The sequence below is a fragment of the Streptomyces sp. NBC_00209 genome, assembly GCF_045206345.1.
Taxonomy (GTDB): domain Bacteria; phylum Actinomycetota; class Actinomycetes; order Streptomycetales; family Streptomycetaceae; genus Streptomyces.
On record NZ_CP108121.1, the window covers coordinates 2,178,428 to 2,199,764 of the forward strand.

Sequence of the window (21,337 nt, forward strand, 5' to 3'; positions counted from 1 at the left end):
CCGTACGCCGACGTTCTAAGCTCTGCCCATGACTGCTGCTGACACGCTGCTCGGGCCCGCCCTCGTCGAGGAGGCCACGAAGAAGTCGGGCCTCGTCTGGGTGCGCTCCACCGGCGCGGCGCGGGCCCTGTGGCACGTATGGCACGAGGGGGCCGCCCTCCTCGTCGGCGACGGCCCCGGCGAGCAGCCGCTCCCGGCCGGGCTCACCGAGGGCGCCACCGCCGAGGTGACCGTCCGCAGCAAGGACAAGGGCGGCCGCCTCGTCGCCTGGTCCGCCTCGGTCACCGTGCTCGCCCCGCACTCCGAGGAGTGGGAGGCCGCCGTCGCCGAGCTGAAGGGCAAGCGGCTGAACGCGCCGGACGCGGAGCGGATGACGGACCGCTGGGCGCGCGAGTGCCGGGTCGTCCGGCTCACGCCCCTCGACGCACGCACCGAGCTGCCCGAGACCTCCGGGGCGGCGGCGCCGCTGCCGACGACGGCGACGACCCGGCTGCCGGTCCCGGCGGGCCTGCCGCGCCTGCTGAAGCGCTCACTGCGCAAGTAGCGGCGCTACGACGACGTCTTCGGGAGCTGCTTGCCGTAGTCGACGGTCTCGTCCTTCGGCGGGGCCTTCAGCGAGAAGTCCTTGCCCCAGTCGGCGAGCGTGATCACACCCCCGCCGCCGCCCCGGGCGAAGCGCAGCGGATACGGCTTGCCCTCCAGCGACACGTCGAGCGCGCCGCCCGCGCCCGCGCCGCCCATGATCCGCACCGTGCGCACCCCGGCGACCTTGTCGCGGTCGCCCTTGGTGAGCTCGCCGTGCAGCGTGAGCATCCCGTCGAGCAGCACCTTCTTGTCGGTGAAGCCGCTCAGCTGCTTGTACGTGGGGTCGCCCTCGGGGACCTTGACGTACTTGCCCTCCAGCTTGCCGGCCGCCGCCGTGCCGTCCTTGCCGGTGTCCGCCTTGCCCTCCTCGTCGTGGCTCCAGAAGCCGGCGTCGGCCTTGAGGTAGAGCTCGTCACCGATCCGCAGCAGCGTGAAGGTGCTGCTCCTCGAGGTGACGGAGCCCGCGCCGCCCTGGTCCTTGAGCCGCATGTCGATCTTGTACGTGCCGCCCTTGCTGACCAGCGTCCCGGCGAGCCGCACCGCGTCGGCGGAGTCCGTCGCGGTCTGCGCCTTCTTCTCGATCTCCGGCGCGGAGAGCTTGCCGACGCCGTTGGTCCCCTCGTCCGGATCCTCGCTCCCGCAGGCGGTCAGCGCCGCGGTCAGCCCCGCGCAGAGCGCGACGGCGAGGGATGCGTTCCGGCGGCGGGCCCGTACGGCCGGGGCGGAAGAGGTCACAGGCGCACTGCCTCTCGTATCCATGGTGGGGGGTGGCAGACGGCAGCGTACCCGGGTGGCCTACGCCATCGGACCCGGAGCCGTACGGACGGCCAGCCGGGGCGGTCCGCGTGCGCACGGGCTAGCCTGATCACGTCATCACAGCGCGATAACTGTCGGAAGCGGGCGGCCGGGGGCCGTCCGGAGGCGAATGAGGAGGTGCGGGATGACACCGGTGACGCCCCGGGTGTTCGTCTCGCACCTGTCCGGTGTGCCGGTCTTCGACCCCAACGGCGACCAGGTGGGGCGCGTCCGCGACCTGGTCGCGATGCTGCGCGTCGGCGGCCGTCCGCCCCGGCTGCTCGGCATGGTGGTCGAGGTGGTGAGCCGGCGGCGGATCTTCCTGCCGATGACCCGGGTGACGGGCGTGGAGTCGGGGCAGGTGATCACCACGGGCGTGGTCAACATGCGGCGCTTCGAGCAGCGGCCAACCGAACGCCTGGTGCTCGGCGAGTTCCTCGACCGCCGGGTGCGTCTGGTGGAGACGGACGAGGAGGTCACCGTCCTGGACGTGGCCATCCAGCAGCTGCCCGCCCGCCGGGACTGGGAGATCGACAAGTACTTCGTCCGCAAGGGCCGGGGCGGGGCGCTGCGCCGCAAGGGCGAGACGCTGACCGTCGAGTGGTCGGCGGTGAAGGGTTTCTCGCTGGAGGAGCACGGGCAGGGCGCCGAGTCCCTGGTGGCCACCTTCGAGAAGCTGCGCCCCGCCGACGTCGCGAACGCGCTGCACCACCTGACCCCGAAGCGCCGGGCGGAGGTCGCGGCGGCGCTGGACGACGACCGGCTCGCCGACGTCCTGGAGGAGCTGCCCGAGGACGACCAGGTGGAGATCATCGGCAAGCTCCAGGAGGAGCGCGCGGCGGACGTCCTGGAGGCGATGGACCCGGACGACGCGGCCGACCTGCTCTCCGAGCTGCCCGAGGAGGACAAGGAACGGCTGCTGACGCTGATGCGCCCGGGCGACGCGGCCGACGTACGGCGGCTGATGTCGTACGAGGAGCGCACCGCGGGCGGCCTCATGACGACGGAGCCGGTCATCCTGCGCCCGGACGCCACGGTGGCCGACGCGCTCGCCCGCGTACGCCAGGCGGACCTGTCCCCGGCTCTCGCCGCGCAGGTGTACGTGTGCCGGTCGCCGGACGAGACGCCGACGGGCAAGTACCTGGGCACCGTGCACTTCCAGCGGCTGCTGCGGGACCCGCCGTTCACCCTGGTCAGCTCGCTGGTGGACAGCGATCTGGTGCCGCTGACGCCGGACACCCCGCTGCCGGTGGTGACCAGCTATCTGGCGGCGTACAACCTGGTGTCGGTGCCGGTGGTGGACGAGAGCGGTTCGCTGCTGGGCGCGGTGACCGTGGACGACGTGCTGGACCACCTGCTGCCGGAGGACTGGCGGGAGACGGACTTCCTCGGCCGCGAGGGGGTGCTCCGTGACCGGTGACGACCGCGCCCGCGCGTCGAACGGCTCGACGGCGCTGACCCGTACCCCGAGGAACCGCCTCGACCAGCCGAAGGCGCCGCGCCGGCGGCTGCTCCCGGAGTACGACCCCGAGGCGTTCGGCCGGTTCTCGGAGCGCATCGCGCGCTTCCTGGGCACGGGCCGGTTCATCGTCTGGATGACGCTGATCATCATCGTGTGGGTGGCGTGGAACATCTTCGCGCCCGAGCACCTGAAGTTCGACCAGTACCCGTTCATCTTCCTGACCCTGATGCTGTCGCTCCAGGCGTCGTACGCGGCTCCGCTGATCCTGCTCGCGCAGAACAGGCAGGACGACCGGGACCGGGTCACGCACGAGCAGGACCGCAAGCAGAACGAGCGCTCCATCGCCGACACCGAGTACCTGACCAGGGAGATCGCGGCGCTGCGGATGGGCCTCGGCGAGGTCGCCACCCGGGACTGGATCCGGTCCGAGCTGGAGGACCTGGTGAAGGACCTGGACGACCGCCGGGCCCTGCTGTCGGCCGAGAGTGACGAAGACCGCTGACGGGGCTACCCGCGCGTAAGGTACGGCGCCGTACCGCCCTCCCGTCGCCCACCACCACCCTTGCAGGAAGCGCTGCGCGCACCCGTACTATCGATGTATGGCTACGGAAGACGCGGTGCTTGAGGCACTGGCGACAGTGAACGACCCCGAGATCCACCGCCCGATCACCGAGCTGGGCATGGTGAAATCGGTCGACATCGATCCTGACGGTGTGGTCGCTGTCACGGTGTACCTCACCGTCTCCGGCTGTCCGATGCGCGAGACGATCACCCGGAACGTGACCGACGCGGTGGCCCTCGTCGAGGGCGTGTCGCGGGTCGACGTCACCCTCGACGTGATGAGCGACGAGCAGCGCAAGGACCTCGCGACGTCGCTGCGCGGCGGCACGGCGGAGCGCGAGGTGCCGTTCGCGAAGCCCGGCTCGCTGACCCGGGTGTACGCGGTCGCCTCCGGCAAGGGCGGCGTCGGCAAGTCCTCGGTGACGGTGAACCTGGCCGCGGCGATGGCCGCGGACGGGCTCAAGGTCGGTGTCGTGGACGCGGACATCTACGGTCACAGCGTGCCCCGGATGCTCGGCGTGGACGGCCGTCCGACCCAGGTCGAGAACATGATCATGCCGCCGTCCTCGCACGGCGTGAAGGTCATCTCCATCGGCATGTTCACCCCGGGCAACGCCCCGGTGGTCTGGCGCGGCCCGATGCTGCACCGCGCGCTCCAGCAGTTCCTGGCCGACGTCTTCTGGGGCGACCTGGACGTCCTGCTGCTCGACCTGCCGCCGGGCACCGGTGACATCGCGATCTCGGTCGCGCAGCTCGTGCCGAACGCGGAGATCCTGGTCGTCACGACCCCGCAGCAGGCCGCCGCGGAGGTGGCCGAGCGGGCCGGTTCGATCGCCGTGCAGACCCACCAGAAGATCGTCGGCGTCGTGGAGAACATGTCCGGCATGCCGTGCCCGCACTGCGACGAGATGGTCGACGTCTTCGGCTCGGGCGGCGGTGCGAAGGTCGCCGAGGGGCTGACGAAGACGGTCGGCGCCGAGGTGCCGGTGCTGGGCGCGATCCCGATCGACGTACGGCTGCGCGAGGGCGGCGACGAGGGCAAGCCCGTCGTGCTGTCCGACCCCGACTCCCCCGCCGGCAAGGCGCTGCGCACCATCGCCGGCAAGCTGAGCGGCCGTCAGCGCGGCCTGTCCGGCATGTCGCTGGGCATCACCCCGCGCAACAAGTTCTGACCCGCGTACGGACACGGGGAAGGCCGGGACCCGAAAGTCCCGGCCTTCCCCGTTGTCGTATGCGTTACGCGTACGCCTGGATGTCCTTGACCACCGAGAAGCCCAGCCCGTACGCGCTCATCCCGCGCCCGTAGGCGCCGATGTGCACCCCGCCGGGCGCGGAGCCGGCGAGCACCCAGCCGAACTCGGACTCGCGGTAGTGGAACGGGACCGGGACGCCGTCGACCGGCAGGGACAGCGCCGACCAGGCGGGGCCCTCCAGATCATCGGCGAGCTCGAACGCGGTCTCCGTCTGCTGGTCCAGCCAGTCGTCGCGCAGGGTGTGGTCGAGCTGCGGCGGCCAGGTGCAGGACAGCAGCCCGGAACCGGCCAGCCAGGCCGCCGAGGACACCGTGGTCGCCTCCAGGACCCCGGTGCCGTCACCACTGCGCCGTACGGGGCTGCTGGCGACCGTCACCACGACCGCGAACCGCTGCTTGTCGGTGCCCGCGTCGGCCCGGACCAACGGCTCGTCGCCGTGCCCGATGGAGCCGTGCTGCACCTCGCCGTCGGCGGCGGTGCCCAGCGGCAGCAGCCGGCGCGGACCGGTGAACGCCTCGTCCAGCGCGTACCAGGGGAACGGGGCCTTCAGATAGCCGTCGACCACCATGAGCCGGGCCGCCGGGACCGCCTCCACCGTCTCCGGCGCGTCCTGTGCGCCCACCCGACTCGTCGTCTCCATCAGCCCGGCCGCCTCCTCGATCCGTGGGTCCGGAGCGGCCCGCCCCCCGCGGGCGTCTCACAACCGGACAGATGGAGAATAGCCATACCGTCGGGACGACCTGGGATTGGCAGCCCTCAGGTGGCGTCCGCGTCGAACGGCGGTGGGGTGTCCTTCGGCGGCTGCTCGCCCTTCTTGAGCAGGTCCGGAGCGCCCTTCGAGCCGTTCGCGGCCGTGACCGAGGCACCGCCCGACACGCCGGTCTTCGCCTCGACGGACGCGGTGCCGCGCCCGTTCACCACGTCGGTGACGTCGGTGATCTCCTTGCGCAGGTCGAAGCTCTCGCGGATCTCCTTCAGCCCCAGGTCGTCATTGCCGTCCATGAGCTGCTTGCGGACGAACGTCTTGGGGTTGAGGTCCTCGAACTCGAAGTCCTTGAACTCCGGGCCCAGCTCCGTGCGGATGTCCTCCTTGGCGCTCTCCGAGAACTCACGGATCTTGCGGATGAAGCGGGAGGCGTCCTGGATGACCTTGGGCAGCTTCTCCGGACCGAAGACGAGCACGCCGAGAATCGCGAGCGTCAGCAGCTCAAGTGAACCTATGTCGTTGAACACCTTGCGGCTCCTCGTCTTCTCCGCGACCAGCTCGGATGAGGTCCGGACATCGAACACGGTACCCGGCGAATCTGTCCGGACGGTAGCTTCCCGTGGCGGTCACGTGCCGGTTGCCGAGCCCAGCGTCAAAGTTATGGACAGGTCTTTACCGCCACGGGTCACGGTCAGCTTGAGGTCGTCCCCGGGCCGGTGCGAGCGGATCTTGACGATGAGCTCCTCGCCGCTGTGCACCCGCGCCCCGTCCACCTCGGTGATGACGTCGTCCGCCTCGATGCCGGCCTTTTCGGCCGGGCCGCCCGCCGTGACCGGCGAGGAACCCTGCGCGCTCCCGCCGACCTTGGCGCCGTCGCCGGTGTACTTCATGTCGAGGGTGACGCCGATCACCGGGTGGGTCGCCTTGCCGGTGTTGATCAGCTGCTCGGCGACGAGCTTGCCCTGGTTGATCGGGATGGCGAAGCCGAGGCCGATGGAGCCGGCCTGCGCGCCCTCGCCGGCCGAGCCGCTGTCGGCGGCGCGGATGGCGCTGTTGATGCCGATGACATGGGCGTCGGTGTCCACCAGCGGGCCGCCGGAGTTGCCCGGGTTGATCGGGGCGTCGGTCTGGAGCGCGTTGACGTAGCTGACGTCGCTGCCGTCGCCCTTCTCGCCGCCCGCGGTGATCGGGCGGTCCTTGGCGCTGATGATCCCGGAGGTGACGGTGTTGGACAGGTCGAACGGCGCGCCGATGGCCACGACCGGGTCGCCCACGTGGACGTTGTCGGAGTTGCCCAGCGGGAGCGGCTTCAGCCCGGAGACGCCGCTGACCTTCACGACGGCCAGGTCGTAGCCGCTGTCCTTGCCGACGACCTCGGCGGTCGCGGTCTCTCCCCCGCTGAAGGTGACGGTGATCTCGCCGGAAGAACCGGCCGGGGCGACCACGTGGTTGTTGGTGAGGATGTGGCCCCGGTCGTCGAGGACGAAGCCGGTGCCGGTGCCGGACTCGGTGGCGCCGCTGACGTGCAGGGTGACCACGCTGGGCAGGGCACTGGCCGCGATGCCGGCCACGCTGTCGGGGGCGCGGCCGCCACCGTCCCGCTCGTCCTGGGGCAGTTCGACACTGGTGAGACCGCCGTTGCGTTCTATGTACGCGCCTATGCCGCCGCCTATGCCGCCCGCGACCAGGGCGAGGAGCAGCGCGCCGATCAGCATCCCGCCGCGCCGGTTCTTGCGCCGGCCGTCCGGGAGCGGGGGGCCCGGCTGGGTGACGAGCGGCTGCCGGGGCGCGCCCCAGGGGTCGTAGCTCTGCCACTGCGGGGCGGGCGGGTGCGAGTCCTGCGAAGCCGGCGGGGGTGCGACGGAGATCCCCGCGCCGTTCGTCCCCGCGTACGGCGGGGGCACGGGCGTGCCGTGCGCGGGCGTCGGCCGCTGTACCGGGGGAGCGGGCGCCCAGGGACCGGGGCCGCCGTAGGGCGGGGTGCCGTACGGGTCCGGCTCGTGCAGCGGCTGGGGCGCGGGGGTGTCGTGGGGTGCTTCGAGCACCGCGGGCGCCTCGGGGGCGCCGGGCGCCACGGCTGTGTCGTGGGCTTCGGGGGCACTTGGTGTCCCGGCGGACTCGTGGGCCTCGGGTGCCCCGGGCGTTGCCGGGGGCACGCTCGCCGTGGGCGCCTCAGCCGACACGGGCGCCAGGGCCGACCCAGCCGGCTGGGCAGGCGCGGTTTCCGGGGCCTCGCCGGCCGTGGCCGGCCCCGGCGTGGGCCGGCTCCACCACTTCGCCCTGGGCTCGGTCGGCTTCCCGTCGTCCATGTTCTCCCCGCAACTGCCGCAACCGGCCCTCCGCACGCCCCCGAAGGGGCGTCCCTCCCGAAAATCCTGCCGGAATTCAACCAGGTTTGGGCCGGGGCCGCGCATCCCGTACGGGGTGCGGGATCAGCGACGGGGCGAGAGCGGCAGTCCGTGGTCGGCGGAAGCCGGCTTCGCGGCGGCGGAGGTGGACGGCGGGGAGGGCTGCGGGGTGGCGGCGGGCGGGGCCGGGTCGAGCCCGCCGCCCAGGGTGCGGCCCAGCAGCGAGCCGGCCCCGCCGGGGCGTATCGCGGACATGCCGGAGCGGAGGCTCAGCCCGTACGGATTGCCGGAGAGGCGGCCGGTGCCCAGCAGCGTCGGAGTGGCGAACCCGGCCGACACGGTGTTCACCGCGAGGGAGGCCGAGCGGTCCGCCTGGCCGGACAGGGCGCGCGCGCCCTGTCCCGTCCCGTTCCGCCGGGCGGCCAGGATGGAGCCGCCGGTCCGGGCGTCGCCGCCCGCCGGGGTCACGCTGTTGCCCGAGCCGGAGGCGCGGGTCGGCGTCTCGCCGGTGCTCGTCGGGAGGGCCCCGCCGAGCGCGATGGCGGCCAGCGAGACGGCGCTGGCGGCGGCGAAGGCGAACCTGCGGCCCCGCCACGGCGAGCGGTCGCCCTCGCGCCCCACCTCGTGGATACGGAAGCCCGAACCGGCCGAGGGCAGCGCCGTGGCCCCGCCGTGGGCCGCGGGGAGGTAGCCGAAGCCGCCCAGGGGGCCGGGGTCGGTGGTGAGGTCCGCCCGGCCGCCCGGCGGGCGCGTCCCAGGGAAGAGTCCGTCACCGAACCGCCCGGAGGCACCCTCGGGTCTTCCCTGCCGGTCGTCGTCACCCCCGGGCGGTCCGCCCGGAAGCCCTTGGAGGCGGGCCAGGAAGCCTTCGGAGGGCGAGGGCGGGGCGGCCTGCGCGAACACGTTCTTCAGGCGGCGCTGGGCGGACGCCTCGGCCGCGCACCTGGCGCAGGTCGCGAGATGGGCGAGCACCCGGTCGCGGGCATCGTGTTTGAGCTCGCCGTCCACGAGCGCGGCGAGGCGGTCCCCCAGGTGTTGTTCCGCAGGGGTCGGATCCGTTTGGCTCACGCCGTGCCGCCCTCCCCGGTCAGGAGGGCACCGGCGCCCGCGAGGGAGCGCTGCTCGGCGCGCGCCTCGGGCGAGCGGTGGCGCAGCGCCTTGCGCAGGTGGGAGCGCCCACGGTGGATACGACTGCGCACCGTGCCCAGCTTCACGCCGAGCGTCGCCGCGATCTCCTCGTACGAAAGGCCCTCGATGTCGCAGAGGACGACGGCGGCCCTGAATTCGGGCGCGAGGGTGTCCAGCGCCTGCTGGACGTCGGCGTCGAAGTGGGTGTCGTTGAAGACCTGCTGGGGCGAGGGCTCACGGCTGGGCAGCCGCTCGGCGGCGTCGTCCCCGAGGGAGTCGAAGCGGATGCGCTGCTTGCGGCGGACCATGTCCAGGAAGAGGTTGGTCGTGATGCGGTGCAGCCAGCCCTCGAAGGTGCCGGGCGTGTAGGTCGACAGCGAACGGAAGACGCGGACGAAGACCTCCTGCGTGAGGTCTTCCGCGTCGTGCTGGTTTCCCGTCAGCCGGTAGGCGAGGCGGTAGACGCGGCCGCTGTGCGTGCTGACGATCTCTTCCCATGTGGGCGGGGTCCACGCCTGGGATTCCGCATCGGAGGCGAAGGTCGCGGTCGGTGCGGAGTCTTTGGAAGAACGGTCAGCAATGTCGGTCACGGATTTCGGCTCACCCGCCGACCTGAGAAAGCGCCGCAGCACTCCTCCCCGATCCACAGGCGCAGCCGCACCTCCCCTATCGGCTCTGGTGGTGTCCAGTGGAGCCCCTACCATAACCACCTCGCCCGTTAGCTCCGGATAAGCCTTTTTCCAGCTGGGGCCGGGGAAATCCCCGGAAGCTCACCCGTGCCACGGACCCGATCGGCGGGCCTGGTCACCGGGCTTCTCCCCACCTTTGGACAACGCCCGGTCCCATCTGCGGGTTCCCGGGTCCAGCGGATACAGTCACCGTTGCGCCAACTAAGGGGACAGGAGAGGGTCATTACCGCCAACCGGCAGACGAGCTGGGCGTTCGCCGACGCCTTTGTCGCCGAGGACGAAGCACTGCGCTGGGCCCGGGACCGGGCCCGCGATGCAGGGCTCCGCTCGGTCTCGCCAGGCACCGGGGCCGCCCTGCGCCTGCTCGCTGCCACCACGGACGCCAAGGCCGTCGCGGAAATCGGTACCGGCACCGGCGTGTCCGGCATCTATCTGCTGCACGGGATGCGGCCGGACGGGGTGCTGACCACGGTCGACCCGGAGCCCGAGCGCCAGCAGTTCGCCCGGGAGGCGTTCCGGGCGGCGGGCTTCGCGGCCAACCGGTCCCGCTTCATCCCCGGACGCGCCCTCGATGTACTCCCCCGGCTCGCGGACGGCGGCTACGACCTCGTGTTCTGCGACGGCGACCGGATGGAGAGCCTCGACTGTCTCGCTGAATCGTTGCGCCTGCTGCGACCTGGTGGTCTCGTCTGCTTCGAGGGCGTCTTCGCGGACGGCCGTACGGTCGACTCGGCCGCCCAGCCGGCGGAGGTGCTGCGCGTACGGGAGCTGCTGCGGGCGGTCCGCGAGAGCCAGGAGCTGATGGCGACGCTGCTGCCGGTGGGCGACGGTCTGCTCTGCGCGGTCCGGCGCGGCTGAGGCGTACGCGCGGCCGCCCCGCCGTACGAAGTCGCCCGGCTCCGGACGCACCGCTGCCCCGGCACGGAAAGCATGCCGGGGCAGCGGTGAAGTTATGAGCGTCTGCTCAGCCGACGACCTGCTTGAGGGCATCGCCGAGGGCATCGGCCTCGTCCGGCGTCAGCTCCACGACAAGCCGACCGCCGCCTTCGAGCGGAACTCGCATGACGATGCCCCGCCCCTCCTTTGTCACCTCGAGCGGGCCGTCGCCCGTCCGCGGCTTCATGGCCGCCATGCTCGTTCCCCTTCCTGAAACCAGCTCATCGCAACCGGCGGCCCCATGACAGGCGCTGCCTCACCGGCATCGAACACAATGCTTCCACGCCATTATCCCGCATCACAGACCCCGATGACCAACATCGCTCTGCATCTCTTGGGCAACGCGCTCACTCAAAACCACCCAATTCGGGGACCTCACTGGGATACTCCGGCCCCTTGAGCCCCTCCACGGGGCGGAAATGTTTGACGCAGGTCACATGTCCGCCTCCGGCGAAGTCGGCCATGCTTGCCTGGACACGCAGGTCAACGACACTCAAAGGGGACTCCTCTCATGGCCGATCACGACGACGTGGTGCGGTACGACATCAGCGACGGGCTCGCGACGATCACGATCAACCGCCCGGATGCGATGAACGCCATGAACACCGCCGCCAAGGTCGCACTTCGTGACGCGCTGCGGTCCGCCGCCGCCGATACCGGCGTCCGGGCGGTCCTGCTCACGGCGGCCGGGGAGCGCGCCTTCTGTGTCGGGCAGGACCTCAAGGAGCACCTGTCCAAGCTGGCCGAGACCGAGGCGGCGGGCGGGGGCAATCCGCTCAGCACCGTGCAGGAGCACTACAACCCCATCGTGCGGGCGCTCACGGAGATGCCGAAGCCGGTCGTGGCCGGGATCAACGGCTCCGCCGCGGGCGCGGGCTTCGGCTTCGCGCTCGCCTGCGACTACCGGGTGGCCGCCGACACGGCCTCCTTCAACACCTCGTTCGCCGGGGTCGCCCTCACCGCCGACTCGGGCGTCTCCTGGACGCTGCCCCGGCTCATCGGCCAGAGCCGCGCGGCCGACCTGCTGCTCTTCCCGCGCTCCATCTCCGCGCGCGACGCCCATGAGCTGGGCATCGTCAACAGGCTGGTGCCCGCCGCCGAGCTGGCCGCCGAGGCGGCCGCCGTGGCCCGCGCCCTGGCCGACGGGCCGACCGTCGCCTACGCGGCCCTCAAGGAGTCGCTCGCCTTCGGCGCGGGCCACAGCCTGGCCGAGGCCCTGGAGAAGGAGGACGAGCTCCAGACCCGGGCGGGGGTGTCTGAGGACCACGGGATCGCGGTGCGGGCGTTCCTCGCGAAGGAGAAGCCGAAGTATCTGGGGCGGTAGGCGCTACGCCGGGGTGGGGCGGGAGACGCAGTCGGCGAGGTGGTCGTCCACCAGGCCGCACGCCTGCATCAGGGCGTAGGCCGTGGTCGGTCCGATGAACCGCAGCCCCCGCTTCTTCAGCTCCTTGGCCAGGGCCGTGGACTCGGGGGTGACCGCCGGTACGTCCCCGAGGGTCCTCGGGGCCGGGCGGCTCAGCGGGTCGGGGGCGTACGACCAGATCAGCTCGTCCAGCTCACCGGCGCCCCAGCCGGCCAGCACCCGGGCGTTGGCCATGGTCGCGTCGACCTTCGCGCGGTTGCGGATGATCCCCTCGTCGGCCAGCAGCCGCTCCCGGTCCGCCTCGGTGAACTCCGCGACCGCCGGGATGCTGAAGCCCGCGAAGGCGCCGCGGAAGCCCTCGCGGCGGCGCAGGATCGTCAGCCAGGACAGACCCGACTGGAACGCCTCCAGGCACAGCCGCTCGAACAGGGCGTCGTCGCCGTGGACCGGGCGGCCCCACTCCGTGTCGTGGTACCAGAGGTAGTCCTCGGTGGACAGGCCCCAGGGGCAGCGCAGTCCGCCGTCCGCCGCCGCCACGGCTCCGCCGGTCATCGTCCGGGCTCCTCGTCGTCGTGGGCCGGCCGTTCGTCCGCCGGGGCGGCGGTCTCGGGCGACTGCCAGGGGCGGGGCGGCGCGTCGTGCCCCTCCTTGAGCAGGTCGGGGCCGCCCGTCCTGGTCGCCTGCGCACCGGCGAGGGCCGACTCCAGCTCCGCGATCCGCGCGTCCCGCTCGGCGAGCTCGGCGCCGAGCCGGCCCAGCGCGTCGTCCACCTCCGCCATCCGGTAGCCCCGGAGGCCGACGGGGAGCCGCAGCGCCTCGACGTCCGCCCGGCCGACCGGGCGCGAGGCGGGCAGCGGGTCCGTCAGCTGCTCGGGCGCCACGTCCTGGAGGACGGCGCTCCTGCCTCCACCGACCACCGCGAGGGTGACCGCGGCAACCACCACCACCATCGCCAGCAGCAAGAACCAGAACACGCGTATCTCCCCGGGAGCGGAATTCGTCCGGGTCCGATCGTGCCATGCGGCACTGACAGTTAGTGTCGGCTGTTGGCCTCGGCGGATGACGCGGGGCCGGATTCACAGGAAGGGACACGGATGGCAAGCGGTGTGCTCCGGCTGGGGCGGCGTGAATTCGGGGCGCACGAGCAGGTGATCATGGCGATCGTGAACCGCACCCCGGACTCCTTCTACGACCGGGGCGCCACCTTCCGGGACGAGCCGGCGCTCGCCCGGGTCGAGCGGGCCGTGGCCGACGGCGCGGCGATCATCGACATCGGCGGCGTCAAGGCCGGTCCCGGCGACGAGGTCACCGCCGAGGAGGAGGCCCGCCGCACGGTCGGGTTCGTCGCCGAGGTGCGCCGCCGCCACCCGGACGTGGTGATCAGCGTCGACACCTGGCGCCACGAGGTCGGGGAGGCGGTCTGCGAGGCGGGGGCGGATCTGCTGAACGACGCGTGGGGCGGGGTGGACCCGAAGCTCGCGGAGGTCGCCGCGCGGTACGGGGCGGGGCTGGTGTGCACCCACGCGGGCGGGGCGGAGCCCCGGACCCGGCCGCACCGGGTGGGGTACGAGGACGTGATGGCCGACATCCTGCGGGTGACCGTGGGGCTGGCCGAGCGGGCCGTCTCCCTGGGCGTCCGGCCCGACGGGATCATGATCGACCCCGGTCACGACTTCGGGAAGAACACCCGGCACTCGCTGGAAGCGACGCGCCGGCTCCCGGAGATGGCGGAGACGGGGTGGCCGGTGCTGGTCTCGCTCTCCAACAAGGACTTCGTGGGCGAGACGCTGGACCGGCCGGTGAAGGAACGGCTGCTGGGGACGCTGGCGACGACCGCGGTGTCCGCGTGGCTGGGGGCGCGGGTGTACCGGGTGCACGAGGTGGCCGAGACGCGGGATGTCCTCGACATGGTGGCGTCCCTCGCGGGGTGGCGCCCGCCGGCTGTCGCGCGGCGGGGCTTGGCGTAGGGGTGGGGTTTCCGGGGCTCCGCCCCGGACCCCGCGCCTCAAACGCCGGCGGGGCTGGAAGTGGCCGCGCGGCCAGATCAAGCCCCTCCGGCGATTGAGGAGCGGGGGTACGGGGGCAGCGCCCCCGCAACGCTCAGCGGCCGACTTCCTTGGTCACCAGCGCCACCGCCTCGTCCACGTCATCCGTGACGTGGAACAGCAACAGGTCCCGCTCCGACGCCTTGCCCTGGGCCACCACCGTGTCGCGGAGCCAGTCCACCAGGCCGCCCCAGTAGGCCGTGCCGAAGAGGACGATCGGGAAACGGGTGACCTTGCCCGTCTGGACCAGGGTCAGGGCCTCGAAGAGTTCGTCCAGGGTGCCCAGGCCGCCGGGCAGGACGACGAAGCCCTGGGCGTACTTGACGAACATCGTCTTGCGGACGAAGAAGTAGCGGAAGTTGACGCCGATGTCGACGTGCGGGTTCAGCCCGGACTCGAAGGGCAGCTCGATGCCGAGGCCGACCGAGATGCCGCTCGCCTCGCGCGCCCCCCGGTTCGCCGCCTCCATCGCACCCGGGCCGCCCCCGGTGATGACCGCGAAGCCCGCGTCGACCAGCGCCCTGCCGATCCGTACACCCGCCTCGTATTCCGGCGTACCGGCGGGCGTCCGGGCCGAGCCGAAGACGCTGATGGCGCTCGGCAGTTCGGCGAGCGCGCCGAAGCCCTCCACGAACTCCGACTGGATGCGCATCACCCGCCACGGGTCGGTGTGCACCCACTCGGAGTCGTCCTCGGAGTCCAGCAGCCGCTGATCGGTCGTGCCGGGCTGCACCTGGTCCCTGCGGCGCAGTACGGGACCGAGGCGCTGCTCCTCGGGCCGTACCGCGCCCTCGGGAATCTCCGCACCCTCGGGAATGCGCGCGTCCTCGCGGTTGCCCATGACCTGCTCCCTCCGCCGACGTCGGGGGCGCCCTGCGACGCCTCCGTCTCCCGCCAGCGTAGATCGCCACGGGTCACGTACAGGGGAATCCGGGAGGTCAGGTCGCGGGTCAGGCGGTGAGCCAGGAGCGCAGGCGCTCCTCGCAGTGGGTGATGCGCTCCACCTTGACGTGCTCGTCGCGCTTGTGGGCGAGGACCGGATCGCCGGGACCGTAGTTGACCGCGGGGACGCCGAGGGGGCCGAAGCGGGCCACGTCCGTCCAGCCGAACTTGGGACGGGCGACGCCGCCGACCGCGTCCATGAACGCCTTGGCCGCCGGGTGGGAAAGGCCGGGCATCGCCGCGCCGGAGTGGTCGTCCACCGTGAACTCCGCGACGCCGCAGTCCGCGAAGACCTCGCGGACGTGGGCCAGGGCCTCCTCCTGGCCGAGGTCGGGGGCGTAGCGGTAGTTGACGACGACCGTGCAGGCGTCGGGGATGACGTTGTTGGCGACGCCACCCTCGATGCGTACGGCGTTCAGACCCTCGTGGTACTCCAGGCCGTCGATCACCGGCCGCCGGGGCTCGTACGCGGCGAGGCGGGCGAGGACCGGGGCGGCGGCGTGGATGGCGTTGGACCCCATCCAGCTGCGCGCGGAGTGCGCCCGCTCGCCCGCCAGGTGGAGGAAGACGCGCAGGGTGCCCTGGCAGCCGCCCTCGACCTCGCCGTTCGAGCCCTCCAGCAGGATGGCGAAGTCGCCCTTCAGCCAGTCCGGGTGGGCGTCGGCGATGCGGCCGAGGCCGTTGAGGTGGGCGGCGACCTCCTCCTGGTCGTAGAAGACGAAGGTGAGGTCGCGGTTGGGCTCGGGCACGGTGGCGGCGATGCGCAGCTGGACGGCGACGCCGGACTTCATGTCGGAGGTGCCGCAGCCCCAGAGCAGTCCGTCCGCGTCGAGCCGGGAGGGCACGTTGTCGGCGATCGGCACGGTGTCGATGTGCCCGGCCAGGATCACGCGTTCGGAACGGCCGAGATCCGTCCTGGCCACGACGTTGTTCCCGTACCGCTCGACGGTCAGGTGCGGCAGTGCGCGCAGCGCCGATTCGATGGCGTCGGCGAGCTCCTTCTCGTCCCCGCTCACCGAGGGAAAGTCCACGAGCGCGGCGGTGAGGGCGGGCCCGTCAAGGGTGAGGTCAAGCATGCTTTCGGCCATGGCTACGAGCCTAGCGTCTGTCGTACGGTGGCCCCGTGACCAGGACCGATTCCGCTGTTCCCCGGCGTCCCGGCCGCAGTCGTCGACTGCGGATCGTGGCGGCCGTCGGTGTGCTCGCGGCGGTGGCCGGTTATCTGACGGTTCAGTACGTTTCGGGTGGGCGCGGATCCGATCAGTGCACGGTGCGGTCGGCGGACGGTTCGTACCGGCTCACGCCCGAGCAGGCCGCGAACGCCGCGACGATCTCCGCCGTCGGCACCCGGCGCGGGATGCCGGAGCGCGCGGTCACCATCGCGCTGGCCACGGCGTTGCAGGAGTCCGCGCTGCACAACCTCGACCACGGCGACCGGGACTCGCTCGGGCTGTTCCAGCAGCGGCCCTCGCAGGGCTGGGGCACCGAGCGGCAGATCATGGACCCGGTGTACGCGGCCGGGAAGTTCTACGAGCACCTGGCCAAGGTGCCGGGCTATTCGCGGCTGCCGCTGACCGAGGCCGCGCAGCGCGTCCAGCGCAGCGGTTTCCCGCAGGCGTACGCGAAGCACGAGCCGGACGCGGCGCTGCTGGCCGCCGCGCTGACCGGCCGCACACCGGCCGCGCTGGACTGCGAACCGCCGCGGACCACCGCCGGGACGGGCGACGCGACAAAGGTGCGGGCGGCCCTGGTGAGCGCGTTCGGCAAGGGCGTCCTTCCCACCGGCACCGGCACGTCGGGCCCCTCGGCCTCGGGCGCGCTCACGGTCCCGGTGCGGGCGGACCGCCGCGCCGACCGGGACGGCGTACCGCAGCGGGGCTGGGAGCTGGCGCACTGGGCGGTGGCCCAGTCGGAGGCGCTGGGCATCGACGAGGTCGCGTACGGGGGCCGGGTGTGGGCGGCCGGATCGGGCTGGCGCACGGAACGCGAGGCGTCGAGGCGCCGGACGGCCGACACGGACGAGGTACGGCTCCGCCTGGTGAGCTGAGAGCGCTCAGGGCCGCCCGCGCACGCGTGCGGGCCGTCGCCCGGACGGGGGTACCGTCGTGCGCCCCCGGCGCCCCCCTGAAGGCCCGTCGGGGGCCGGTCGCGCGCCTCCCGTGAGCCTTGCGGCACAAGGGGAGTGACGGTTCGCCGGGGGACGACGGAGCGCACTGTTTGCCCGGGTTCCTCCGCTGAGGATTATCCGACGCATTGCTCAGTCTTTACGTCACCGCACCGCAACCTCACCCGCCCCCACGACGGTTGTCATGGCGTCCGGCTCACGGACAGCCCGAATTCCTCTCCCGTCGAAGGAGCATCATGTCCCTCCCCCTGACCCGTCGGATCGCCCGTACCGCGCTGCTGATCGCGGCGGGTGCGGCCCCCGTGGTCGGTGCGGCCGGTGCCGCGGGTGCCGCGGAGCTCCCGCAGGCCCCGGACCTCGGCGGTCTCACCAGCGTCGAGGGTGCCGGTCTCGGCAAGACGGTCGAAGGCGCCGCCAAGCCGGCCTCGGGTGCGGCGAACGAGACCGGCGGCAAGCTCGTCGGCACCGCACTGCCGGTGGCGGGCAAGACGCTCACCGACGTCGGCGGCAAGGCCGCCCCCGCCGCGAAGAAGGTCTCCGGCACGACCAAGAGCGCGACCAAGGGCAAGGGCACGACCAAGGGCGCCGACGTCACCGGCTCCCTCTCCGACGCGGCCAAGGGCGGTCTGCCCACCGACGCGCTCACCCAGGGCCTGCCGCTCGGCTGACGCCCGCCCCACGCGTGAGGGCCCCGGGAGCGCGCTCCCGGGGCCCTCACGTACGTACGCCGGTGGTCAGCCGAGGCGCTTGACCGCCGCCGCCACGCGCTCGTCCGTGGCCGTGAACGCCACGCGGACGAAGCGGTCGCCGGCCGGTCCGTAGAAGTCACCGGGCGCGACCAGGATGCCCAGCTCCGCCAGGTACGCCACGGTGTCCCAGCAGGGTTCGTCACGGGTGGCCCAGAGGTAGAGGCTCGCCTCGCTGTGCTCGATGCGGAAGCCGTGGGCCTCCAGGGCCGTGCGCAGGGCGGCGCGCCGGTCCGCGTACCGGACCCGCTGCTCGGCGACGTGCGTGTCGTCGCCGAGCGCGGCGACGGTCGCGGCCTGGACGGGCGCGGGCGTCATCATGCCGCCGTGCTTGCGGATCAGCAGCAGCTCGCTCAGCACGGCCGCGTCGCCCGCGATGAACGCGGCGCGGTAGCCCGCGAGGTTGGACCGCTTCGACAGCGAGTGGACGGCGACGATGCCCTCGTACGTACCACCGCACACGTCCGGGTGGAGCACCGAGACCGGCTCCGCTTCCCAGCCGAGCTCCAGGTAGCACTCGTCGCTGAAGACCAGTACGCCGTGCTCGCGCGCCCAGGCGACGATGCGGATCAGCTCGTCCTTGGCGAGGACGCGGCCGGTCGGGTTGGACGGGGAGTTGAGCCAGAGGAGCTTCAGGCCGGCCGGGTCGAGCGCGGTCGGGTCGTCGTAGGCCACCGGCTCCGCGCCGCAGAGCCGGGCGCCGACCTCGTACGTCGGGTAGGCGAGGCGCGGGTAGGCGACCTTGTCGCCGGGGCCCAGGCCCAGTTGGGTCGGCAGCCAGGCCACCAGCTCCTTGGAGCCGACGACGGGCAGCACGTTCTCATGGGCGACCGACACCGCGCCGAGCCGCCGCTCCACCCAGCCGGTGAGCGCGTCGCGCAGCGCGGCGGTCCCCCACACCGTCGGATAGCCGGGGCTGTCCGCGGCCGCGACGAGCGCCTGCCGGATCAGCTCGGGCACCGGGTCGACGGGGGTGCCGACGGACAGGTCCACGATCCCGTCCGGGTGGGCCTCGGCCGTCGACTTGTAGGGCGCCAGCTTGTCCCAGGGGAAGACCGGGAGGCGGGAGGAGACTGCGGACACGGCTCTCTGCTTTCTCGTACGGAGTTCACGCGGGCGGCCCGGCGGGCGCGGGAAACACCACGGTCCCGCACGGCGGCGAGCCGTACGGGACCGGGCGGCGCACGTGCCGGGGCGCTGTTACTGGTTCTGCGGCGGCAGCGCGGCGATGAACGCGTGGTCGCGCTCGATCAGACCAAGCTTGGAGGCACCACCCGGCGAACCGAGGTCGTCGAAGAACTCGACGTTCGCCTTGTAGTAGTCCTTCCACTCGTCCGGGGTGTCGTCCTCGTAGAAGATCGCTTCCACCGGGCAGACCGGCTCGCAGGCTCCACAGTCGACGCACTCGTCCGGGTGGATGTACAAGGACCGCTGGCCCTCGTAGATGCAGTCGACGGGGCACTCTTCGATGCAGGCCTTGTCCTTGACGTCGACACAAGGCTGCGCGATGACGTAGGTCACGCTGTCGTTCCTCCTCGGTAGGGCGTTGGCTCTCGCGCGGGAGCGCGGCGTCGTCGATGCCCGCACCTAGTATCTCCGTTCGCGGGCACGATCCGAACAGGAGGGGCGGACAGAGCTGTGGAATTCACCATCGGCGGACGGCTGGAGGTCCGAATTGCACCGGCTGACGTGGGCAAACGGGTATCAGTCCGGCGTCTGGGCGGAGACGGCTCCGAGGGGCCGAAATTCACCGACACGGTCGGCGTTCTCACATCATGGAACGACGGCGTGCTGTGCATCACACTCAAGGGCGGCGTGTCGGTGCGCATCGCGGAGTCCTCTCTCGTGGCGGGCAAGGTCGTGCCCGCTGCCCCGGCCCGGCGGCGCGGCCCCGCCGCCTCCTTCGCCGAACTCGCCCGGGTGACCGCGCGCGCCTGGCAGCCCGTGGAGAGCGAACCGCTTGGCGACTGGCTGCTGCGCGCCTCCGCCGGGTTCACCCGCCGCGCCAACTCGGTGCTGCCGCTCGGCGACCCGGGCGTGCCGCTCGGCGTGGCACTCGGACGCGTCCGCGAGTGGTACGCGGACCGGGGGCTGCCCGCGTACGTACAGACCGCGACCGGTGCCGAGGGCGCGCAGGAGGAACTGTGCGCGGCTCTGGAGGAGCACGGCTGGCGGCGCGAGGTGACGGCGGAGGTGCGGATCGCGGCGCTCGCCCCGGTCGGCGACCTGCCGGCCGAGGTGTCCCGGGTCCGGCTGGACCGTACGGCCGGTGCGGCGTGGCTCGCCCGCTACCAGCGCGTCGGGAAGCCGGGGCCGGAGGTGACGGCGGTGCTGCACGGCGGCCCCTCGGTGTGGTTCGCGACCGTGCCCGGCGAGGACGGCGGGGCGCCCGCCGCGATCGGGCGGTGCGTGGTGGACGGGCGGTGGGCCGGCTTCATGGCCGTCGAGGTGGCCCCGGAGCACCGCCGCCGGGGCCTGGCGACCGCCGTGATGACCGCGCTGGCCCGGCAGGCGATGGACGAGGGCGCGTCCGCCGCCTGGCTCCAGGTGGAGGCGGACAACGAGGGCGCCCGCGCGCTGTACGACGGGATGGGCTTCGCGACGCACCACCGCTACCACCACTTCCGGCCGGTGTGACCGGTGGCGCCCGAGAGGAACGACCGCGAGGAGCTGCGCCGCCGGTTCGCGGAGGAGGCCCGGGCCGAGCGGCCCGACCTGGCGCTGCTGTGCCTGCTGGTGGCGGCGGAGGCGGATCCGGAGCTGGACGCGCACGGCATGGACGAGGCCCAGATCGAGCTGGACCGGCTCGCCGGGCTGCTCCCGTACGGGCTGCGCGGGGCCCACGCCTGGGCGTCGGCACTGGCCGAACTGCTCGGTGAGCGGTGCGGGTTCGAGGGGGCGGCGGCGGACTACCAGCGGCTGGAGTCGTCCCTGCTGCACGAGGTGCTGCGGCGGCGGCGCGGACTGCCGATCCTGCTGTCGGTGGTGTGGATCGAGGTCGCCCGGCGGGCGGGCGCCCCGGTGTACGGGGTGGCTCTGCCGGGTCATTTCGTGGTCGGCTTCGGCGACCCGGCGGAACGGGTGCTCGCCGATCCGTTCGCCGGGGGGCGGCCGCTGGCGGACCAGGACGCGGAGCTGCTGGTGACGAGCGCGACCGGGGAGCGGTGGGAGCCGTCGTCGCTGGAGCCCGCGCGGCCGCTGGAGGTCGTGCTGCGGGTCCTGAACAACATCCGGGCCTGGGCCGCGGCCCGCCCGGAGCACACGGCCGTGGCGCTGTGGGCGGCCGAGCTGTCGCTGCTGCTGCCGTCGCATCCGGCCAGGCTGCGCTACGAGCACGCCCAGCTGCTGGTGCGCGCGGGCGAGTTCCTGCGCGGGGCGGCCGAGATGGAGGAGTACGCGCAGGTCGTGGAGGAGGTCGAGCCTGCCGTGGCGGAGGCGGTCCGCAGCAGTGCGCGGGCGGCGCGGGCGCTCCTGAACTGACGGAGCGGGAGGTGTGGCGCGGCGCCCAAACCTCCGGGGGGCGCGGCATGCCGTCCAACGGGTGATTATCCGTTCTTCGCCACTCGATGGGCCCACGCCGTAGCCCCAATGCGGCGCTCTCCGATGGCGCGCTCCCGGGTTCGGGCTGACGGTGGATCACGTAGCCACTGCGT

General features: G+C 72.6%; 24 protein-coding genes. 11 read left to right on the forward strand and 13 right to left on the reverse strand.

Annotation, left to right across the window (positions count from 1 at the left end; all coding sequences use genetic code 11):
• The first annotated feature begins 28 nt into the window (after positions 1–28).
• Positions 29–544 (forward strand): hypothetical protein, encoded by a 516-nt coding sequence (locus OG867_RS09500; RefSeq protein WP_328902181.1) that lies wholly within the window; start codon positions 29–31, stop codon positions 542–544.
• Positions 545–549: 5 nt separating this feature from the next.
• On the opposite strand, the gene OG867_RS09505 is transcribed toward OG867_RS09500, so the two are convergent.
• Complete coding sequence (locus OG867_RS09505; protein WP_406284260.1) at positions 550–1,320, reverse strand: hypothetical protein; 771 nt, start codon at positions 1,318–1,320, stop codon at positions 550–552.
• 205 nt (positions 1,321–1,525) lie between these two features.
• Here OG867_RS09505 and OG867_RS09510 point away from each other — a divergent pair, with 205 nt between their 5' ends.
• From OG867_RS09510 to OG867_RS09520, 3 genes are all read left to right on the forward strand, one after another.
• On the forward strand, positions 1,526–2,800 hold the full coding sequence (locus OG867_RS09510; protein WP_406284262.1) for a magnesium transporter MgtE N-terminal domain-containing protein: 1,275 nt from the start codon (positions 1,526–1,528) through the stop codon (positions 2,798–2,800).
• Positions 2,790–3,344, forward strand: a complete 555-nt coding sequence (locus OG867_RS09515; RefSeq protein ID WP_406284264.1) for a DUF1003 domain-containing protein — start codon at positions 2,790–2,792, stop codon at positions 3,342–3,344. Before OG867_RS09510 ends, OG867_RS09515 begins: the two co-directional genes overlap by 11 nt.
• A gap of 97 nt (positions 3,345–3,441) precedes the next feature.
• Positions 3,442–4,575 carry an Mrp/NBP35 family ATP-binding protein gene (locus OG867_RS09520; RefSeq protein WP_328902177.1) on the forward strand — a complete coding sequence of 378 codons (1,134 nt, stop codon included), beginning with the start codon at positions 3,442–3,444 and terminating at the stop codon, positions 4,573–4,575.
• Positions 4,576–4,639: 64 nt separating this feature from the next.
• Here the strand turns inward: OG867_RS09520 and OG867_RS09525 are convergent, their stop codons facing one another.
• The 5 genes from OG867_RS09525 to sigE all read right to left on the reverse strand — a co-directional run bounded on the left by OG867_RS09525 (position 4,640) and on the right by sigE (position 9,542).
• Positions 4,640–5,296: a hypothetical protein gene (locus OG867_RS09525; RefSeq protein ID WP_328902176.1), complete on the reverse strand. Its 657-nt coding sequence runs from the start codon at positions 5,294–5,296 to the stop codon at positions 4,640–4,642.
• 116 nt (positions 5,297–5,412) lie between these two features.
• Positions 5,413–5,889: a sec-independent translocase gene (locus OG867_RS09530; protein WP_406284266.1), complete on the reverse strand. Its 477-nt coding sequence runs from the start codon at positions 5,887–5,889 to the stop codon at positions 5,413–5,415.
• A 99-nt stretch (positions 5,890–5,988) separates the two neighbouring features.
• A complete protein-coding gene (locus tag OG867_RS09535) occupies positions 5,989–7,671 on the reverse strand; it encodes a trypsin-like peptidase domain-containing protein (protein WP_406284268.1) in 1,683 nt (560 codons plus the stop codon).
• Between the two features lie 123 nt (positions 7,672–7,794).
• On the reverse strand, positions 7,795–8,778 hold the full coding sequence (locus tag OG867_RS09540; RefSeq protein WP_406284270.1) for an anti-sigma factor family protein: 984 nt from the start codon (positions 8,776–8,778) through the stop codon (positions 7,795–7,797).
• On the reverse strand, positions 8,775–9,542 hold the full coding sequence (gene sigE, locus OG867_RS09545) for an RNA polymerase sigma factor SigE (protein WP_198956988.1): 768 nt from the start codon (positions 9,540–9,542) through the stop codon (positions 8,775–8,777). Before sigE ends, OG867_RS09540 begins: the two co-directional genes overlap by 4 nt.
• Before the next feature lie 177 nt (positions 9,543–9,719).
• On the opposite strand from sigE, the gene OG867_RS09550 reads away from it, so the two are divergent.
• Positions 9,720–10,385, forward strand: a complete 666-nt coding sequence (locus OG867_RS09550) for an O-methyltransferase (RefSeq protein WP_328902172.1) — start codon at positions 9,720–9,722, stop codon at positions 10,383–10,385.
• A 106-nt stretch (positions 10,386–10,491) separates the two neighbouring features.
• On the opposite strand, the gene OG867_RS09555 is transcribed toward OG867_RS09550, so the two are convergent.
• Complete coding sequence (locus tag OG867_RS09555; protein ID WP_018105485.1) at positions 10,492–10,659, reverse strand: DUF3117 domain-containing protein; 168 nt, start codon at positions 10,657–10,659, stop codon at positions 10,492–10,494.
• A gap of 315 nt (positions 10,660–10,974) precedes the next feature.
• Here OG867_RS09555 and OG867_RS09560 point away from each other — a divergent pair, with 315 nt between their 5' ends.
• On the forward strand, positions 10,975–11,787 hold the full coding sequence (locus OG867_RS09560) for an enoyl-CoA hydratase-related protein (RefSeq protein ID WP_328902171.1): 813 nt from the start codon (positions 10,975–10,977) through the stop codon (positions 11,785–11,787).
• 3 nt (positions 11,788–11,790) lie between these two features.
• Here OG867_RS09560 and OG867_RS09565 read toward each other — a convergent pair whose 3' ends face one another.
• Both OG867_RS09565 and OG867_RS09570 read right to left on the reverse strand, forming a co-directional pair.
• Positions 11,791–12,378 (reverse strand): DNA-3-methyladenine glycosylase I, encoded by a 588-nt coding sequence (locus tag OG867_RS09565; RefSeq protein WP_328902170.1) that lies wholly within the window; start codon positions 12,376–12,378, stop codon positions 11,791–11,793.
• Positions 12,375–12,800, reverse strand: coding sequence for a DivIVA domain-containing protein (locus tag OG867_RS09570; protein WP_328902169.1), 426 nt, complete (start codon positions 12,798–12,800; stop codon positions 12,375–12,377). The genes OG867_RS09565 and OG867_RS09570 overlap by 4 nt, the downstream gene beginning before the upstream one ends.
• A gap of 132 nt (positions 12,801–12,932) precedes the next feature.
• On the opposite strand from OG867_RS09570, the gene folP reads away from it, so the two are divergent.
• Entirely contained in the window at positions 12,933–13,793 is an 861-nt protein-coding gene (gene folP / locus OG867_RS09575) for a dihydropteroate synthase (protein WP_406290860.1), read from the forward strand.
• Between the two features lie 133 nt (positions 13,794–13,926).
• On the opposite strand, the gene OG867_RS09580 is transcribed toward folP, so the two are convergent.
• Together OG867_RS09580 and dapE are read right to left on the reverse strand one after the other, a co-directional pair.
• Positions 13,927–14,712, reverse strand: a complete 786-nt coding sequence (locus OG867_RS09580) for a TIGR00730 family Rossman fold protein (protein ID WP_328902168.1) — start codon at positions 14,710–14,712, stop codon at positions 13,927–13,929.
• 109 nt (positions 14,713–14,821) lie between these two features.
• Positions 14,822–15,901, reverse strand: a complete 1,080-nt coding sequence (dapE, locus tag OG867_RS09585; protein WP_406284274.1) for a succinyl-diaminopimelate desuccinylase — start codon at positions 15,899–15,901, stop codon at positions 14,822–14,824.
• 95 nt (positions 15,902–15,996) lie between these two features.
• Between dapE and OG867_RS09590 the strand changes: the two genes are divergently transcribed.
• Positions 15,997–16,860, forward strand: a complete 864-nt coding sequence (locus OG867_RS09590) for a hypothetical protein (protein WP_406290862.1) — start codon at positions 15,997–15,999, stop codon at positions 16,858–16,860.
• A 314-nt stretch (positions 16,861–17,174) separates the two neighbouring features.
• Complete coding sequence (locus OG867_RS09595) at positions 17,175–17,606, forward strand: ATP-binding protein (RefSeq protein ID WP_328902166.1); 432 nt, start codon at positions 17,175–17,177, stop codon at positions 17,604–17,606.
• 66 nt (positions 17,607–17,672) lie between these two features.
• Here the strand turns inward: OG867_RS09595 and dapC are convergent, their stop codons facing one another.
• Positions 17,673–18,767, reverse strand: a complete 1,095-nt coding sequence (dapC, locus tag OG867_RS09600; RefSeq protein WP_328902165.1) for a succinyldiaminopimelate transaminase — start codon at positions 18,765–18,767, stop codon at positions 17,673–17,675.
• Between the two features lie 117 nt (positions 18,768–18,884).
• On the reverse strand, positions 18,885–19,205 hold the full coding sequence (gene fdxA / locus OG867_RS09605) for a ferredoxin (RefSeq protein ID WP_018105475.1): 321 nt from the start codon (positions 19,203–19,205) through the stop codon (positions 18,885–18,887).
• A 117-nt stretch (positions 19,206–19,322) separates the two neighbouring features.
• Between fdxA and OG867_RS09610 the strand changes: the two genes are divergently transcribed.
• Entirely contained in the window at positions 19,323–20,321 is a 999-nt protein-coding gene (locus tag OG867_RS09610) for a GNAT family N-acetyltransferase (RefSeq protein WP_406284277.1), read from the forward strand.
• Positions 20,322–20,324: 3 nt separating this feature from the next.
• On the forward strand, positions 20,325–21,164 hold the full coding sequence (locus OG867_RS09615; RefSeq protein WP_328902163.1) for a transglutaminase-like domain-containing protein: 840 nt from the start codon (positions 20,325–20,327) through the stop codon (positions 21,162–21,164).
• The last annotated feature ends 173 nt before the right edge of the window (positions 21,165–21,337 follow it).

Coding starts and splice junctions, on each gene's coding strand:
- sigE (WP_198956988.1), bottom strand. CDS start 9,542: ATGGTAGGGGCTCCACTGGACACCACCAGAGCCGATAGGGGAGGTGCG.
- OG867_RS09560 (WP_328902171.1), top strand. CDS start 10,975: ATGGCCGATCACGACGACGTGGTGCGGTACGACATCAGCGACGGGCTC.
- OG867_RS09500 (WP_328902181.1), top strand. CDS start 29: ATGACTGCTGCTGACACGCTGCTCGGGCCCGCCCTCGTCGAGGAGGCC.
- OG867_RS09595 (WP_328902166.1), top strand. CDS start 17,175: ATGTCCCTCCCCCTGACCCGTCGGATCGCCCGTACCGCGCTGCTGATC.
- OG867_RS09510 (WP_406284262.1), top strand. CDS start 1,526: ATGACACCGGTGACGCCCCGGGTGTTCGTCTCGCACCTGTCCGGTGTG.
- OG867_RS09535 (WP_406284268.1), bottom strand. CDS start 7,671: ATGGACGACGGGAAGCCGACCGAGCCCAGGGCGAAGTGGTGGAGCCGG.
- OG867_RS09525 (WP_328902176.1), bottom strand. CDS start 5,296: ATGGAGACGACGAGTCGGGTGGGCGCACAGGACGCGCCGGAGACGGTG.
- OG867_RS09580 (WP_328902168.1), bottom strand. CDS start 14,712: ATGGGCAACCGCGAGGACGCGCGCATTCCCGAGGGTGCGGAGATTCCC.
- OG867_RS09565 (WP_328902170.1), bottom strand. CDS start 12,378: ATGACCGGCGGAGCCGTGGCGGCGGCGGACGGCGGACTGCGCTGCCCC.
- OG867_RS09555 (WP_018105485.1), bottom strand. CDS start 10,659: ATGGCGGCCATGAAGCCGCGGACGGGCGACGGCCCGCTCGAGGTGACA.
- dapE (WP_406284274.1), bottom strand. CDS start 15,901: ATGGCCGAAAGCATGCTTGACCTCACCCTTGACGGGCCCGCCCTCACC.
- OG867_RS09520 (WP_328902177.1), top strand. CDS start 3,442: ATGGCTACGGAAGACGCGGTGCTTGAGGCACTGGCGACAGTGAACGAC.